Annotated in this window: 15 protein-coding genes; 5 read left to right on the forward strand and 10 right to left on the reverse strand. The window is 58.7% G+C overall.

Going from position 1 to position 15,606, the window contains the following annotated elements:
* Positions 1 to 8: 8 nt before the first annotated feature.
* Positions 9 to 1,730: an adenylate/guanylate cyclase domain-containing protein gene (locus ED661_RS11640; RefSeq protein WP_122074034.1), complete on the forward strand. Its 1,722-nt coding sequence runs from the start codon at positions 9 to 11 to the stop codon at positions 1,728 to 1,730.
* A gap of 233 nt (positions 1,731 to 1,963) precedes the next feature.
* A complete protein-coding gene (locus ED661_RS11645; protein WP_122074035.1) occupies positions 1,964 to 4,039 on the forward strand; it encodes a bifunctional sulfate adenylyltransferase/adenylylsulfate kinase in 2,076 nt (691 codons plus the stop codon).
* Positions 4,040 to 4,178: 139 nt separating this feature from the next.
* Here ED661_RS11645 and ED661_RS11650 read toward each other — a convergent pair whose 3' ends face one another.
* From ED661_RS11650 to ED661_RS11665, 4 genes are all read right to left on the reverse strand, one after another.
* Positions 4,179 to 5,063, reverse strand: a complete 885-nt coding sequence (locus ED661_RS11650; protein WP_122074130.1) for a glycosyltransferase family 10 domain-containing protein — start codon at positions 5,061 to 5,063, stop codon at positions 4,179 to 4,181.
* 31 nt (positions 5,064 to 5,094) lie between these two features.
* Positions 5,095 to 5,979 (reverse strand): PhzF family phenazine biosynthesis protein, encoded by an 885-nt coding sequence (locus ED661_RS11655; protein ID WP_122074036.1) that lies wholly within the window; start codon positions 5,977 to 5,979, stop codon positions 5,095 to 5,097.
* A gap of 160 nt (positions 5,980 to 6,139) precedes the next feature.
* Positions 6,140 to 6,373 (reverse strand): DUF1150 family protein, encoded by a 234-nt coding sequence (locus ED661_RS11660; protein WP_122074037.1) that lies wholly within the window; start codon positions 6,371 to 6,373, stop codon positions 6,140 to 6,142.
* Positions 6,374 to 6,378: 5 nt separating this feature from the next.
* Positions 6,379 to 6,792 (reverse strand): Hsp20 family protein, encoded by a 414-nt coding sequence (locus ED661_RS11665; protein WP_174214176.1) that lies wholly within the window; start codon positions 6,790 to 6,792, stop codon positions 6,379 to 6,381.
* Between the two features lie 178 nt (positions 6,793 to 6,970).
* On the opposite strand from ED661_RS11665, the gene ED661_RS11670 reads away from it, so the two are divergent.
* From ED661_RS11670 to ED661_RS11680, 3 genes are all read left to right on the forward strand, one after another.
* Positions 6,971 to 7,195 (forward strand): YdcH family protein, encoded by a 225-nt coding sequence (locus ED661_RS11670; protein ID WP_122074039.1) that lies wholly within the window; start codon positions 6,971 to 6,973, stop codon positions 7,193 to 7,195.
* Between the two features lie 421 nt (positions 7,196 to 7,616).
* On the forward strand, positions 7,617 to 8,117 hold the full coding sequence (gene purE / locus ED661_RS11675; RefSeq protein WP_122074040.1) for a 5-(carboxyamino)imidazole ribonucleotide mutase: 501 nt from the start codon (positions 7,617 to 7,619) through the stop codon (positions 8,115 to 8,117).
* A complete protein-coding gene (locus ED661_RS11680) occupies positions 8,110 to 9,186 on the forward strand; it encodes a 5-(carboxyamino)imidazole ribonucleotide synthase (RefSeq protein WP_122074041.1) in 1,077 nt (358 codons plus the stop codon). The genes purE and ED661_RS11680 overlap by 8 nt, the downstream gene beginning before the upstream one ends.
* Positions 9,187 to 9,589: 403 nt before the next feature.
* On the opposite strand, the gene ED661_RS11685 is transcribed toward ED661_RS11680, so the two are convergent.
* The 6 genes from ED661_RS11685 to groES all read right to left on the reverse strand — a co-directional run bounded on the left by ED661_RS11685 (position 9,590) and on the right by groES (position 15,292).
* Entirely contained in the window at positions 9,590 to 10,741 is a 1,152-nt protein-coding gene (locus ED661_RS11685) for an alpha-D-ribose 1-methylphosphonate 5-triphosphate diphosphatase (RefSeq protein ID WP_122074042.1), read from the reverse strand.
* Complete coding sequence (locus ED661_RS11690; protein ID WP_122074043.1) at positions 10,738 to 11,547, reverse strand: alpha/beta fold hydrolase; 810 nt, start codon at positions 11,545 to 11,547, stop codon at positions 10,738 to 10,740. Before ED661_RS11690 ends, ED661_RS11685 begins: the two co-directional genes overlap by 4 nt.
* A 41-nt stretch (positions 11,548 to 11,588) precedes the next feature.
* Positions 11,589 to 12,431, reverse strand: coding sequence for a DMT family transporter (locus ED661_RS11695; protein ID WP_122074044.1), 843 nt, complete (start codon positions 12,429 to 12,431; stop codon positions 11,589 to 11,591).
* A 125-nt stretch (positions 12,432 to 12,556) separates the two neighbouring features.
* Entirely contained in the window at positions 12,557 to 13,138 is a 582-nt protein-coding gene (locus ED661_RS11700; RefSeq protein ID WP_122074045.1) for a GNAT family N-acetyltransferase, read from the reverse strand.
* Positions 13,139 to 13,271: 133 nt separating this feature from the next.
* Positions 13,272 to 14,924, reverse strand: coding sequence for a chaperonin GroEL (gene groL, locus ED661_RS11705; RefSeq protein ID WP_122074046.1), 1,653 nt, complete (start codon positions 14,922 to 14,924; stop codon positions 13,272 to 13,274).
* 80 nt (positions 14,925 to 15,004) lie between these two features.
* A complete protein-coding gene (gene groES, locus ED661_RS11710; RefSeq protein WP_008207832.1) occupies positions 15,005 to 15,292 on the reverse strand; it encodes a co-chaperone GroES in 288 nt (95 codons plus the stop codon).
* Between the last annotated feature and the right edge of the window lie 314 nt (positions 15,293 to 15,606).

Consider the following 15,606-nt stretch of genomic DNA (forward strand, 5'->3'; position numbering starts at 1 on the left):
ACATTCGCGTGACCAATGCACTCTGGCGAGGGGACTTAATCCAACGCAGCCGCACGGTCAGTGGTGTCTTTCTGCTCACCTATGCCTTCCTGCATTTTCTGAACATCGCCGCCGGCCTTGTCTCCCCTGACTTCATGTTTCAGGTGCAAGAGTTCCGCCGTCTGCTCACCGGCCATCTGCCCGGTCAAATCCTGCTGTTCTCAGCGCTCTTGGTGCATATGGCCCTGGCCCTGTGGCAGGTGGCCAGTCGCCGGACGCTGCGGATGAGCCTGGCGCAGGCCCTGCAACTGGTGCTGGGGCTTCTGATCCCCCTTCAACTGATCCAACATCTCATCTTCACCAGCTATGCCTCCAACGCCTATGGGCTCGACGATGAGATGACCTCGATCATCTTGCTGATGTGGAATTCCCCCGAGGTCTGGCAGCAATATATTTTGCTGTTGGTTGTCTGGGTGCATGGCTGCATTGGGCTGCATATGTGGCTGCGGATCACCAGATGGTGGCCCTTGGTACTGCCCTATATGACTGGGCTGGCTGCCCTGGTGCCGACGCTTGCCCTGGCTGGGCTGCTGACCGAAGGGCGCCGCATCTGGTCGATCTATATCCGCCCCGGCAACGCACAGGTCATTCGCGATAACTTCAATTGGCCCAATAGCACTGGCTTTGCCCGGCTTTACGAGATCTACGACATCGGCTTTTGGATCTTTCTGTTCCTGCTCGGCGGCGCAGTTGCCACTTTCTATCTGCGCCGTTTCATCCGCAAAAGAAAATCTCTGCAGATCCGCTATGAGAATGGGACTCAGATCACCATCGAGCACGGGCTGACCTTGCTGGAAATCTCCCAGCTCAACGGTATCCCCCATACCTCACTTTGTGGCGGCAAGGGCCGCTGTACCACCTGCCGTATCGAAGTCACTAAGGGGTTGGAAAACCTACCGCCCCCAAGCAGTGCAGAGGCGCGCACTCTCAAAGCGATCAAAGCCCGCGACAACGTACGTCTGGCTTGTCAAATCCGGCCAACTGCCTCGCTGTCCATTCAACGGGTCTACCAACCAAAAGGGCGCCGCCAGGTCCATTCAGCACAAGGAGTGGAAAAGACCATTGCCGTGCTTTTTTTGGACATTCGCGGCTTCACTTCTCGCTCTGCCGGGCTGCTGCCCTATGATATCGTCTTTCTGCTGAACCGGTTCTTTGACGCCATCGTCCCCGAGATCACCAAGGCCGGCGGCAGCGTGGACAAGTATTTGGGCGATGGATTGCTGGCCCTTTTTGAAATGGACGACCCGGAGCATTCAGCCCTGGCCGGGATCACAGCTGCCAGCAATATTGGGGTCGCATTGGCGCGCTTTAACATGATGCTTGCCTCGGAAGGCGAAGACCCGGTGCGGATTGGCATGGGGCTGCATACTGGCACTGTTGTACTGGGTGAAATTGGCACCACAGACAATGCACCCCGTACCCTGATCGGCTCTGCGGTGAATGCCGCCAGTCGCCTTGAGGCCAAGACCAAGGAGCTGGGTGTCGAGCTGTTGATCTCTGAACATGTCGTCAAGGCGGCAGGCCTGGCAGCACCAGCAGATATGCTGCAGGATTTTGCCCTGCGCGGCGTTGATCATCCGGTGCGCGCCCTGCCGGTGCCCCAGGCCTCGACCCTAGAAAACCTGCTCACTTCCCAGGCAGATCCAGAAACAACCACCTTTGCGCCAGCAGCAAAAGGCTCGGTGAGCTGAGAGCACCACTGTCAAAGCGCACTGTTCCTAAATTTTACCGGGTTCTGGTCCATAGTTCTGCGCCATTGGGACAGGCTGGAACCCGATCACCACACGGCAGCCCAAATTGGACCAACCAGCGTTGCAGCCCGGCAACGCCACTCTGTCACAGGCTTTTGAGACGTTTTTGGACTTTGCCCCTGTATCATTTTGTGAGATGTGTTCATGCGTGAACATACATCAACTGAATCACCATGACCCTGCCCGAGACCAAGCCCAACCCAGACGAGGAAGATCTACTCTTCCGCCTCCTGCGTCAGTTCGATCTGGCACCGGAAGCCTCGCAGCGTGCTACCGCCGCTGCTCTGGGCATCTCTTTGGGCGGGCTCAACACCCAACTGCGCGCCGCCACCGATGCCGGGCTAATCACAATTAGCGACCGCCCCGGCCCGGACAAACGGCAACGCTACACCTACACTTTGACCCGCCGTGGCGCCTCCGAGAAACGACGCCTCGCCGATCAATTCCTTTCCCGCAAGCTCGCGGAATATAATGCGCTCCATGCGGAACTTACCGGCACAGCCAGCGGCTTGCCCCACATTAAACACAGGACTCATCCAATGCAGAACAATCTGGCTCCCATCCCTGAGCTCTATGTCTCCTATGACTCCGCTCAAAAGCTGAAAGTCGACGCAGGCGAGCTGAAAAGCCACGATCTGACCCCTCGCCAGATCTGCGACCTTGAGCTCCTGATGAACGGTGGCTTCAACCCGCTCAAAGGCTTCCTGACCGAAGAAGACTATAACGGTGTTGTGGAAAACATGCGCCTGGCCGATGGCGCACTCTGGCCCATGCCAATCAACCTGGACGTCTCGGAAGAATTCGCCGCAACCCTGGAAGTGGGCGAAGACATTGCCCTGCGTGACCAGGAAGGCGTGATCCTGGCCACCATGACCGTGACCGATAGCTGGACCCCCAACAAGTCCCGCGAGGCCGAAATGGTCTTTGGCGCCGACGACGACGCACATCCTGCCGTAAACTACCTGCACAATCAGGCCGGCAAGATCTATCTGGGCGGCCCTGTGACCGGCATTCAGCAGCCGGTGCATTATGATTTCCGTGGCCGTCGCGACACCCCCAACGAGCTGCGCGCCTATTTCCGCAAGCTGGGCTGGCGCAAGGTTGTGGCCTTCCAGACCCGTAACCCGCTGCACCGTGCCCACCAGGAGCTGACCTTCCGCGCCGCCCGTGAAGCCCAGGCCAACCTGCTGATCCATCCGGTTGTTGGCATGACCAAGCCCGGTGACGTGGATCACTTCACCCGCGTGCGCTGCTACGAGGCGGTTCTGGACAAATACCCGGCCTCCACCACCGCGATGAGCCTGCTGAACCTGGCCATGCGTATGGCTGGCCCGCGTGAGGCCGTTTGGCACGGTCTGATCCGCAAAAACCACGGCTGCACCCATTTCATCGTTGGTCGTGACCACGCCGGCCCCGGCAAGAACTCCGCCGGTGACGATTTCTACGGCCCCTATGATGCGCAGGATCTGTTCCGCACCCATCAGGAAGAAATGGGCATCGAAATGGTCGACTTCAAACATATGGTTTGGGTGTCGGAGCGCGCACAGTACGAGGCCATCGACGAGATCGAAGACAAAGATAACGTCACCATCCTCAACATCTCGGGCACCGAGCTGCGCCGCCGCCTGTCCGAAGGTCTGGAAATCCCCGAGTGGTTCTCCTTCCCCGAGGTGGTCAAAGAGCTGCGCCGCACCAAGCCGCCACGTTCAAAGCAGGGTTTCACCGTGTTCCTGACCGGCCTTTCCGGGTCTGGCAAATCCACCATCGCCAACGCGTTGATGGTCAAGCTGATGGAAATGGGCGGCCGCCCCGTGACCCTGCTGGATGGTGACATTGTGCGTAAGAACCTCAGCTCCGAGCTGGGATTCAGCAAAGAGCACCGCGACCTCAACATCCGCCGCATCGGCTATGTGGCCTCTGAGATCACCAAAAACGGCGGCATCGCCATCTGTGCCCCAATCGCGCCATATGCCACCACCCGTCGCGCCGTGCGTGAAGACGTGGAAGCCTTTGGCGCCTTTGTCGAAGTGCATGTCGCCACCTCGCTGGAAGAGTGTGAACGCCGCGATCGCAAGGGGCTGTATAAACTGGCCCGTGAAGGCAAGATCAAAGAGTTCACCGGGATTTCTGACCCCTACGACGTCCCGGCCTCCCCAGAGCTGTCAGTCGAGACTGAAAACGTCGAAGTCGACAACTGCGCCCATCAGGTGCTGCTCAAGCTGGAAAACATGGGTTTGATCGCAGGCTAATCTGCTCACGGTGGCACATGCCCCAGAAAACCAATGGCCCGCTCCTTTCAACGGGCGGGCCATTTTGATTTCCTGCTAGATTTGCAAATCAAGCTGGCCCAGATCTTGTCGCTGCTTAGAATCCTCCAACCGGGTAAGCCTAAAGACTGTCGCGCAGCGCCTGTGCCGCACGCAAAGACAGATCCCCAAATTCCGCAGCCGCCTGTTTCAACTTTCGCAGAGCCGGCAATCGACGAGCATAGTCCTCTGGACCGATATTTTGGACTGCCGCCTCAAATTCCTCCTGATTGCGGCACAGGATCAGCCCCTCACCTTCAAAGAAATCGGTGATATTCGGGCAACCCCAATACAGCGGCACGGTTTCACACAGGATCGCATCAATCAGCTTTTCGGTGAAATAATTTGGCTCGCGCACATTTTCGATCACCACGGAATAGCGGTAAGGGGCCAGCCCCTCCGATTTCTCCTCAAAGGGCTTGTAGCCGCGCCCCAAAATATCCGCCTCCGGCATCTGTGCTTGCAGATAGGCCACAATCTGGTGACGCAGTTTATGGCCAGGATGATCATTCTTGGCCGAGGCAATCAAGGACAGCTCTTTGGATTTTCTGATTTGCAATCCCTGCCAGCCTGGCACCCAGGTGGTGCCAAAAATCAGCATCCGCGCATTTGGCAGTCGCGGCAAAAGCTGCGGATCATAGGTGAAGATCCGAAAGAACCGACCCGCGCTCAACCGCAGCAGGCGATGGTGATCAGCAGACATGATCTTGGGTTCTGCCAGGATCATCGAAATCCGTGCCGGGCAGCTCCGGTGAGACTGAAAATGCATCGCCCGTTTGGCAAAGACGATCAGATGATCATCCGAAGCCATATCCTTGACCTGCTTGCCAAGCAGCCGGTCCGGGCAACCCAGAGGCCATTCCATTTCGCTCAACGGCCGCTCTGACAGAGCTTTACCCAGTTTTCCACCATAGGGCATAACTGCAATTGCGTGCTCTGTCTGGGCTGCGGTCTCGGTGGGTCTCATGGGCAATGGCTTCCGTTTTTTGGTGCAGAGATCAGCTTTGATCTGGCAGGTCAACCGAGCCGCGCATCAAGACAAAGCCCCTTCCAGCAACCTTGATGCCCTTCAGGTCGTCACAGCTGCCAAGGCGGCTGACCCGCGCCATTCCTGGCCGTCCCATGCCATGACCTTGCTCAGCAACAAAACTGTCTTTTTGCATCAGCCCATTGCGCCAGAGATAGGCGGCCATTGCCCCGGTGGCCGACCCGGTAAAGGGATCCTCTGGCGGGCTGGGCGGTGCCATCAGTAGCCGGGAATAGGTGTCACCTAATTCCGTCGCCCCCTGCAGGGTCACCAGAAAGGGCTCCATCATATCAATGCCGTCCGCCCCCATCGACTGCCCGAGCTTGGCCAAGGCCGACAGGTCAAGACGTGCCTGTGCTAATGCGGTCTGATCTTTCAGCACGGTTATGCAAAAGGGCAATCCGGTTGAAACTCTTTGCGGCGCCCCCAGGATGCTCTCGACCGGTAGGGAAATCGCTGCCGCCACCAGCGCGGGATCGGGCTTGGGGCCAAACTCCGGCGCGATCTGGGTCATTTCGATCTGGTCGCCGGAAATTCGAACCGGCACGATGCCCGCGCCGGTCTCCAGGCTGATCTCCCCCTCCTCGATCAACCCACGATCCCGCATTGCGGCCACGGTGGCGATGGTGGGGTGACCGGCAAAGGGGATCTCGCGGCTGGCCAGGAAATAGCGCACCTGAATATCGGCACGCTCAGAGGGGCCGGTAAAGGTGCATTCGACCAAGGAGGTTTCACGCACATAGGCAGTGCAGGTTTCAACCGGTAAATGCGCGCCACCATGGACCACTGCGCAGCCATTGCCGCCAAAGGCCCGATCCGAGAATGCATCCACCCAGTCGAAATCAAATCTGCTCATTCTCTGTACCCAGCCCCATTGGTTTCAGTGCTGAAAGCCTATCCAAGAGTGAGCGAGAGTTAAACCACCTGCAGGCACCAAACCCAAGGCTAAGCCTGAACCGTCAGGCTGACCCTCTTTGGGGAATGAGCCGCAGGGCCGGTGGGTCAAGTCGGCCTGGTCAGTGCACTGCAACCGGTGAGAAATCGTTCTGCCGCGCCAGAACAAAGGCCAGCTTACGATCCGTCACAACGGCGAGCTGCTCGCCCTCGGCGTCATGCACCGCATAGAGATGGTCCCGGCCTTCGGCGCTGGCCTGCATGTCTTTGGGCAAATCCCCAACAGCCACTGTTTTCACATAGACGATACGCGGGCCAGAGCTGGCAGAAGTGGGTGTGTCAATTGGTGTATGCATGTCTCTTAACCCTTCTTGATATTGATGGTCTGAACCACGGTTTCCGGGCGTGACCGGGTGAGGTCCACGTGCAAGAGCCCGTTCTCCATCACCGCTTCGCCCACATCAACGCCATCGGCCAGCACAAACATGCGCTGAAATTGGCGGGCAGCGATTCCTCGGTGCAGGAAGACACGCCCGTCGCTATCTTCGCCCTGACGCCCGCGGATCACCAGTTGGCGATCCTCCACCGTGATGGCCAGATCCGCCTCAGCGAAACCTGCAACGGCAAGGGTGATGCGGTAAGAGAAATCGGAGGTTTGTTCAATGTTATAGGGCGGATAGCCTTCATTGCCGGATTTGGCCGAACGTTCCAGAAGGCGTTCCAGCTGCTCAAACCCCAGCATATGTGGGTATGACCCCAGAGTGAGTTTCGACACGTATATCGTCCTTTTGCTGCAAAGCGACGTTGATCAGCAGTCCCGTAGCGGCAACTGCCTGGCTAGAATATGGTAACTTTCCTCGAATTCTCAAGACTATGGCTGCAAGGTCTAGCGGAAAAGGCGTTAAAGAAGTATCTTAGCCCCTACCCGAACCCTTCTGATTTTTGAGTCGCCCATGAATGCTTCTGTCGATATTTCCATGAAAACCGATGAGGTTCTTAAGGTCGAGCTGGAAGTATTTCGCAGGCAACACCGCGATCTGGACGAGGCGATCATTGCCCTGCAAGAGCGCGGCACCAGCGATCAGCTGACAATACGACGGCTGAAAAAACAGAAACTAGGGCTCAAGGATCGAATTTCCCTGATAGAAGACAGGTTGACGCCCGATATCATTGCCTGAGGCCGCGCCTCTGACTTTAACGCAATTATCGAAATCGTAGTTTCCTGCCCCCGCAACAGTATCAGGCAAGCGCCGCTGTGATCCCAGGCAAAGCGAGCTCTCCCGCGCGGCTGCAGCAGTGGCAAGCCACCGCAGGCGCCCCTTGGGCCCGGCAGCGCGCCTCTAGGCGCGCTGCTTTGGCGCGACACGTCGCGCCGCACCGCGCTTAAGCGCGGTGCCATGCCCAACCAAGCATTTGGCAGCTCGCTGCCATTTTGCCTGGGCGGGAGCCCCCCTTTCCCTTCACACGGCGGCCAGATGGACAGCCTCCACCTCGTTGCATTGTCGCATTGCGCCACGGGCCAGTTTGACTATAGTGCGCCACTCCTTCCACCCCAGCAGCTCTCCTGAGTGGGATCTGCGGCATGACAGGACAGATCACATGCCAAACACCCCCAGCGACATCAAAGTGGGCATCATCATGGGCAGCCAGTCCGATTGGCCAACCATGAAAGAGGCCGCCACGCTCCTGGATGAGCTCGGCGTTCCCTATGAGGCCAAGATTGTCTCGGCCCACCGCACGCCGGACCGGCTGTGGTCTTATGGAAAATCAGCGGCAGAACGCGGCCTGCAAGTGATTATTGCAGGCGCTGGCGGGGCGGCACATCTGCCAGGCATGGTGGCTTCCAAAACCCGGGTTCCTGTGGTTGGTGTGCCGGTTCAGACCCGCGCCCTTTCCGGCGTCGACTCGCTCTATTCCATCGTCCAGATGCCCAAGGGCTTTCCGGTTGCAACCATGGCCATTGGGGCTGCGGGTGCCGCCAATGCCGGGCTGATGGCTGCCGGAATTCTGGCGCTGCAAGACCCGGCGCTGGCCGAACGTCTGGACGCCTGGCGCGCAGCACTCTCGGCCTCAATCCCAGAGGAGCCTGTTGATGACTGATGCTCTCAAACCCGGTGCCACCATTGGCATCCTGGGCGGTGGTCAGCTGGGCCGTATGCTCTCGGTCGCGGCCTCCCGCCTTGGCTTCAAGACCCATATCTTTGAGCCAGGCGCCAACCCGCCTGCAGGCCAGGTCGCCGATCAGGTGACCACCGCAGGCTATGAGGACAGCGAAGCTCTGCTGGCTTTTGCCAATGCGGTGGATGTAATCACCTATGAGTTTGAGAACATCCCCACAGCCGCCCTGGACATCATCGAGGCCCATGGCCCGATCCGTCCGGGACGCGAGGCGCTGCGGATCAGCCAAGATCGTCTGACCGAGAAGACCTTCCTGCAGGGGCTTGATCTAAAAATCGCGCCCTTTGCCGATATCACCGATGCCGCCAGCCTTGAGGCGGCTTTGGCGGAAATCGGTGCGCCTGCGATCCTCAAAACCCGGCGCTTTGGCTATGATGGCAAAGGCCAGGCCCGCATTATGGCACCCGATCAGGCAGATGAAGCGCTGGAAGCCATGGCAGGAGCCCCCTCGGTACTCGAGGGTTTTGTGAGTTTCAGCCATGAGGTCTCTGTGATTGCCGCCCGTGGCATCACTGGCGAGGTCGCCTGTTATGACCCCGGTGAAAACGTGCATCGCGACGGTATCCTGCACACCACCACCGTGCCTGCCCGGCTAAGCGCGAGCCAGCGCATGGATGCGGTCCTGCTCGCAGCCAAAGTCCTGAATGCCCTGGATTATGTTGGGGTTCTGGGGGTCGAGCTTTTTGTTACCCCACAGGGGCTGGTGGTGAACGAGATCGCACCGCGCGTGCACAACTCCGGCCACTGGACGCAAAACGGCTGCGCTGTCGATCAGTTCGAGCAGCACATTCGCGCTGTAGCAGGCTGGCCCCTGGGTGACGGTCAGCGTCATTCGGATGTGGTGATGGAGAACCTGATCGGCGACGACATGGATCGCTTGCCCGATCTCGCCAAAGAGCCCGACTGCGCCCTGCATCTTTATGGCAAGGCCGAAGCCAAGCCCGGCCGTAAGATGGCCCATGTGAACCGGATTACACGGCCTCAGAAGTAGCCCTGACGACCCTCTCTATCAATCTTCAAGCGCGCGCCTTCGGATGAGAGCGCGCGCTTTGGGTGGCAAGTGATACGGTTTAATCAGAACCTTCCCACGTTCCCTGAGATACTCGCCACTCGCGCCATAGATAGTAGACGATGACCCAAGCAATCGCACTGAACGCAGTCCCCATAGAAACCACATCCAACGTTGTCTCAAACCAATAGCGTAAAGCACTCGTTTCCACCCAAGTTGCAGGCTCTCGTCCGACCCTGAGGTGCAGAAGGTATTGCCCCGCGTCTGCTTTAGTTTTCAGTACATATCCTTGTGAAACTAGCGCCGCGAGAATGGATGCCCCCCAGCAAAAGACCGCAGAGAAAGCTATACATCCTAGTACTGTCCTCAGAGCTTGCTTCATTCCTCACCCCATAAACCGCGTCGCAATCTCACCAGACAAATAGCTCACCCGCCCGCCGGACAGGGTCGCGGCAACCCGTTCGCTTGCCCTGTCTAGGATCACCATATCGGCGCGTTTATCGGGGGTGAAATCGCCACGATCGTCCAGCCCCAACAGATCTGCCGGACCGGTGGACACCAACCCCCAGGCAGCTGCCAGATCCAAGACGCCAGTTCGCGCCAGCATCAGCGCCGCCCGGCGCGGGCTGGGATAGTGATAATCCGAGGCCAGCGCATCACATAGCCCCATGGCAATCAGATCCAGCGCCGAAGCATTGCCCTTGTGTGAACCGCCGCGCACCACATTGGGCGCGCCCAGAATGATGTGGTCGCCACCTGCCCGTGCAGCCTCTGCCGCCTCCTGGGTTTCCGGAAACTCGCTGATCTCAGCCCCACGGGCACGCCAAGTGGCGCGATCTGCTGCTGTTTGATCGTCATGGCTGCCAATGCGCAGGCCTGCGGCGCGCAGCTGCGCACAAAGCGTCTCTAGCGCGGCGGGCACCTCAGCGCTGCGGCGATGCATCTCCACGAGCATCTCTAAATGCTTCTCCGGATTGCGCCCGGCCTTCAGCGCCTGCCCGGTCAACCGTGGTGGCTTTTTGCCCTGGGCGAGACGGTCATGCGGCAGATGATCATTAAAGACCACATAGGACAGGCCCCATTTTGCGATCCGCTCTGGCAACCCCGCATAGTCATCCAGCATATGGGTCTCAAACCTGAGCTGCGGCAGCAGATCCGTCACCAGATCGCCCTGCACCTGCGCCACCGCGTCAAACACCTGCCCAGCATAGTCGGGACCGCGCAGTCCCCCTTCCCAGCTGAAGAACTGCGCCAAAACCGCCGTGGTCATACCATTGGCTGCCAACTCTGCCTCAGTGGCCACAACGCCTTCGGCCATCTGCTTCATGGCGCCACGCCGGGGCGCCAGATGCCGCTCAAACCCGTCGCCATGTGGGTCAATAATGCCAGGCAAAACCAGATAGCCCGTGAGATCCACAGCCCGCCCCTGCGGCTGGGCCAGGATCACCCCATCTCCAATGGCGATCTCGCCCCCGTGGTGGAGCCCAGCTGGTGTCAGCACATCCGCCCCCTGCAGGGTCAATTCAAGCGAGGTCATTTGCGCAGAATCTCCTGCTGCTTTTCTGTTGTTAAACCATAGCCGCAATCGGCCCCGATACAGCTGCCCGCGATGGCATCGTTCAGCGCATCCAGCCAGGTGATTTGCGGGTCAAACCTGCCCTCATCCAGAAAGGCCTTCACCTGGGCAATGACCAGCGGGTCATTCATCATGAATGTATGGGTGACAGGCAACACCAGGTGATCCTGCATGCCTGTGACGCGGGTGCTTTCGACCGAGACCTTGCCGTCATCCTCTCCGGGGATAAGGGCGGAAAACACCGGGCTGATGGATTGATTGCCCGCAATGATACCAAGCGGAAAATCCGCAGGCGGCAGCCTCATGGGCAGGCTCGCTGCATCCGTGCCCAGGCTCTGCCCGGCCGGGCCATTGATCATGCCAAAGACTTCCCAATCGCCCAGCTCATCCACAACTTCACTGCCCTGGTTGGGCGGCCCCAACATCACGGTACGACCCAGAGTTGACGGGCGATGTGCCGGTTCCTGAAAATAGTGGCGCAGCAGGATCCCCCCCATGGAATGGGTGACAAAGTGGATCTTCTGCTCCCCGCAGGCAGAGATTGCCTCGGGCAGGACCTGTTCCGCCAGCTGAGCCACCGGGTACTGGGTCGAGTCATAACCCGGGCGCACCACCTGATAGCCCTGCTTTTCCAGTACCTGCTCCATCACCACAAAAGAGGTCTCAGAGCGCGCCAACCCATGCAGCAGCACCACGCAGTCGGCTTGTGCCAGATTGGGGATCAGCGCCAAAGCGGCATAAATCAGAGGTTTGGATAGGTTCTTCATGCCCTTCAGATAGGGGCTGCGGCAACGCGAGAAAACCCCTTTTACCGCCGGTTTGGCGCCCAGATCACCAAAGCAATCCCCGCCAGAACGCCCAAGGTTCCCAGCACCAGCCGCAGGCCCACAGGCTCCGCAAGGAAGATCACCCCACCAAGGATCGCCAGAACCGGTACGCTCAGCTGAATGGTGGCGGCCACCGCCGGCTGCAGCCGGGGCAAAACCCTATACCAGAGCGCATAGCCCAGACCCGAGGTCACCGCGCCTGACAGCACCGCCAGCCCGATCCCTGGCCCAGTGATCAGACCGCCGCCCTGTAATCCCCAGACAAAAGGCACCATCATCGCAGTGGCCCAAAGGAAATTCGCCGCACTCGCCGCCAGAGGGTCGCGCACACCGCGGCCGATCAGACTATAGGCCGCCCAGCCCAGCCCACTCAACCCCATCAGGGTCGCATCCCAGATCGAGACCTGCAGGCTTTCATCCGGCCAGATTACATAGGCCAGTCCAGCAAAGGCCACACCGGCCCCGGCCAGCTGCCCGACACTGGGATGACTGCCCCTGAGCGCGCCCCAGCCAAACATGGCAATCTGCACAACCCCAAACAAGATCAGCGCCCCAAGCCCCGCATCCAGCCCCTGATAGGCCAGACAGAACCCGATCATATAGAGCGTCAGCGCCGCGCCGCCTTTCAGGCTCGGGATCAGCGGTTGGCGCAGGCTGCGCCCGCGCAGACTGCACAGCAGCACCAGCATGGCAGCCCCCGCAGCCAGGCGCAAAAGCCCAAAGCCAAGCGCATCCATATAGCCCCAGCTGATCGCCATCCGCCCCAGCACCGAATTGGCGGCAAAGGCGATCAAAACAAGAAGAACAAGCGCCAATAGCTGCATTGCCACGCCTCGGTCAGGCCGGGTGTCCCGACACAATAGGAGAATTCAACCGACCGCTACCGGAAGCCCACAGGTAGAGCAACCAGCCCATCTCTTGTTGGAGAGCTTTGGCAGACAAAGAGGCATCACAATGATGCGAAGGCCGCCGGGTAGACCAGTTTTTCCTCCGGCAGGTCCACGCCGCACTTCAAGATCAGCGTATGAGACAGTGGATAGGGGCTAGTGAGGTTTTGCGCCCGCGCTTGGCTAAATCCATAGCGGCCATAAAAGGAGGGCTCCCCAAGCACCACAATCGCCTCCGGCAGATGCGATACCGGCTCTCCAGCAGCTCCCTCATATTGATCAGCAAGCTCCCGTAGCATACGGCTACCAAACCGCCAAGACCCGCGATAGAGCTCGTCGCGGGGACCACCAACTTCCATATTCGGGTTATCCTCAGCCAGTTTCCCGCCCTGCCATTCAGGTCGCACAGCCATCGGTGCCAGACAGGCCCAACCTTTAGGACCCTGCATCCGGCTCAGCGCAAAATAGCCGCCGATCTTTCCCTCCCAGGGTTTTTGAAACTCACCCAGCATATCCCCATCCGCCCGCAACCGTCGCACCAACCGCGCCTCAGCATCCGTTGGGAAGGCCGCTTTCAGCAGCGCCTCAACCTCATCAAACTGCGCCTCCTCTACATTTGTTGTAAAATCCGGACCTACAACCATCTGCCGCCCTCCCCATCATCTTTCCCAAAATAATCCCGCCGGAGGCAGGTCCGCACAGCGGACCACTCTTCTTACCATAAAAAAAGGGGCCGCCCGAAGGCGACCCCTAATTCATCCAGTAGGATGGCGTGATTTACATCATGCCGCCCATGCCGCCCATGCCGCCCATGTCGGGCATGCCGCCGCCTGCTGCGCCGCCATCTTTCGAAGGCTTGTCGGCAACCATGGCTTCGGTGGTGATCAGCAGGCCTGCAATCGAGGCCGCATCTTCCAGCGCGGTACGGGTTACTTTGGCAGGGTCGATCACACCAAAGGAGAACATGTCGCCATATTCTTCGGTCTGAGCGTTGAAACCAAAGGTGGTGTCGTCGGATTCACGGACCTTGCCGGCAACAACCGCACCGTCAACACCCGCGTTCTCAGCGATCTGACGCAGAGGCGCTTCGATGGCTTTCTTGACGATCACGATACCAGCGTTCTGGTCAGCATTTGCGCCTTCCAGACCGGCCAGAGCTTTACCAGCCTGGACCAGAGCAACACCACCACCAACGATAACGCCTTCCTGTACGGCCGCGCGGGTCGCGTTCAGTGCATCGTCAACGCGGTCTTTGCGCTCTTTCACTTCGACTTCGGTCATGCCGCCAACGCGGATAACAGCAACACCGCCGGCCAGTTTGGCAACGCGCTCTTGCAGCTTTTCACGGTCGTAGTCGGATGTGGTTTCTTCGATCTGAGCGCGGATCTGGCCAACGCGGGCTTCGATCTCTGCTTTGGAACCGGCACCGTCAACGATGGTGGTTTCGTCTTTGGTGATTTCGACCTTCTTGGCGGTGCCCAGCATGTCCATGGTGACGGACTCGAGCTTCATGCCCAGATCTTCAGAGATCACCTGGCCACCGGTCAGGATCGCGATGTCCTGCAGCATGGCTTTGCGGCGATCGCCGAAACCAGGGGCTTTGACAGCAGCAATTTTCAGACCGCCACGCAGTTTGTTCACAACCAGAGTTGCCAGGGCTTCGCCTTCAACATCTTCGGCAATGATCAGCAGAGGCTTCTGCGACTGGATCACCTGCTCGAGCAGTGGAACCATGGACTGCAGCGAGGAGAGTTTCTTTTCGTGCAGCAGGATCATGCAGTCGTCGAGATCTGCAATCATCTTGTCAGCATTGGTCACGAAGTAAGGCGACAGGTAGCCGCGGTCGAACTGCATGCCTTCGACAACATCGGTCTCTGTTTCCAGACCTTTGTTTTCTTCGACGGTGATAACACCTTCGTTGCCGACTTTCTGCATCGCGTCAGCGATCTGGCTGCCGATGGCTTCTTCGCCGTTGGCGGAGATGGTGCCGACCTGGGCAACTTCAGCAGAGTCTTTTACGTCACGGGCAGAGGCTTTGATGCCTTCGACGACTTTGGCAGTTGCCAGGTCGATGCCGCGCTTCAGATCCATTGGGTTCAGGCCAGCAGCAACCTGCTTCAGACCTTCTTTGACGATCGCCTGAGCCAGAACGGTGGCAGTGGTGGTGCCGTCGCCTGCTTCGTCGTTGGTACGGGAAGCAACTTCCTTCACCATCTGGGCGCCCATGTTTTCGAACTTGTCTTCCAGCTCGATCTCTTTGGCAACGGAAACACCATCTTTGGTAATGCGTGGCGCACCAAAAGATTTGTCCAGAACCACGTTACGGCCTTTGGGGCCCAGGGTCACTTTAACCGCGTCAGCCAGTACGTTTACGCCGGCGAGCATACGGTTGCGGGCATCGGTGTCGAATTTGACGTCCTTAGCAGCCATGTTTTATTCTCCTCGAGAAAATCAGTATTTTTAGCGATAAGTTATGGGATCAGAGAAGCCAGTTGGGAAAACCCGGTGGCTTACTCGATGATGCCCATGATGTCGCTTTCTTTCATCATCAGCAGCTCTTCGCCGTCGACGGTGACTTCAGTGCCGGACCATTTGCCGAACAGGATGTTGTCGCCGGCGGAAACCGCCATTGCGATCAGCTCACCGTTGTCTTTGCGGGCGCCTTCGCCGGTTGCGACGACCTGGCCTTCGCTGGGCTTTTCCTTGGCGGATTCAGGAATGATCAGACCGCCAGCAGTTTTTTCTTCGCTTTCGGTACGACGAACCAGCACGCGATCGTGGAGTGGTTTCAATGCCATCTTTGCAGCTCCTTATAAGGCTCAAAGGTTGTTATCTCTATCCCCCCTGCTCCCCGCAGAGGGCATTATCACTCACATCGGGTGAGTGCTAACGGAGGAATAGCTAGGCAGCCCCTGCGCCTGAGTCAACCAAAATGGACAAGAAAATTTTAGCATTTGTGAAAGCCCACTTTATGCGGCAGGTCTTTCCAAGGCTCTCGCCCCCACTAATAACCGAAAATGCCTACCCAATTCCGGTACCGACGGACCGTTGGACCGAAAGTTTCAAAGGGCCAAGAGGGACGAGGCTGCAAATGGGAAACCCGCAGCCTCGC

The sequence above is a fragment of the Pseudophaeobacter sp. EL27 genome, assembly GCF_900313025.1.
Lineage (GTDB): Bacteria > Pseudomonadota > Alphaproteobacteria > Rhodobacterales > Rhodobacteraceae > Pseudophaeobacter.

Coding starts and splice junctions, on each gene's coding strand:
- ED661_RS11660 (WP_122074037.1), bottom strand. CDS start 6,373: ATGCATACACCAATTGACACACCCACTTCTGCCAGCTCTGGCCCGCGT.
- ED661_RS11700 (WP_122074045.1), bottom strand. CDS start 13,138: ATGGTTGTAGGTCCGGATTTTACAACAAATGTAGAGGAGGCGCAGTTT.
- ED661_RS11650 (WP_122074130.1), bottom strand. CDS start 5,063: ATGAGACCCACCGAGACCGCAGCCCAGACAGAGCACGCAATTGCAGTT.
- ED661_RS11670 (WP_122074039.1), top strand. CDS start 6,971: ATGAATGCTTCTGTCGATATTTCCATGAAAACCGATGAGGTTCTTAAG.
- purE (WP_122074040.1), top strand. CDS start 7,617: ATGCCAAACACCCCCAGCGACATCAAAGTGGGCATCATCATGGGCAGC.
- ED661_RS11645 (WP_122074035.1), top strand. CDS start 1,964: ATGACCCTGCCCGAGACCAAGCCCAACCCAGACGAGGAAGATCTACTC.
- ED661_RS11695 (WP_122074044.1), bottom strand. CDS start 12,431: ATGCAGCTATTGGCGCTTGTTCTTCTTGTTTTGATCGCCTTTGCCGCC.
- groL (WP_122074046.1), bottom strand. CDS start 14,924: ATGGCTGCTAAGGACGTCAAATTCGACACCGATGCCCGCAACCGTATG.
- ED661_RS11690 (WP_122074043.1), bottom strand. CDS start 11,547: ATGAAGAACCTATCCAAACCTCTGATTTATGCCGCTTTGGCGCTGATC.
- ED661_RS11680 (WP_122074041.1), top strand. CDS start 8,110: ATGACTGATGCTCTCAAACCCGGTGCCACCATTGGCATCCTGGGCGGT.
- ED661_RS11655 (WP_122074036.1), bottom strand. CDS start 5,979: ATGAGCAGATTTGATTTCGACTGGGTGGATGCATTCTCGGATCGGGCC.
- ED661_RS11685 (WP_122074042.1), bottom strand. CDS start 10,741: ATGACCTCGCTTGAATTGACCCTGCAGGGGGCGGATGTGCTGACACCA.
- groES (WP_008207832.1), bottom strand. CDS start 15,292: ATGGCATTGAAACCACTCCACGATCGCGTGCTGGTTCGTCGTACCGAA.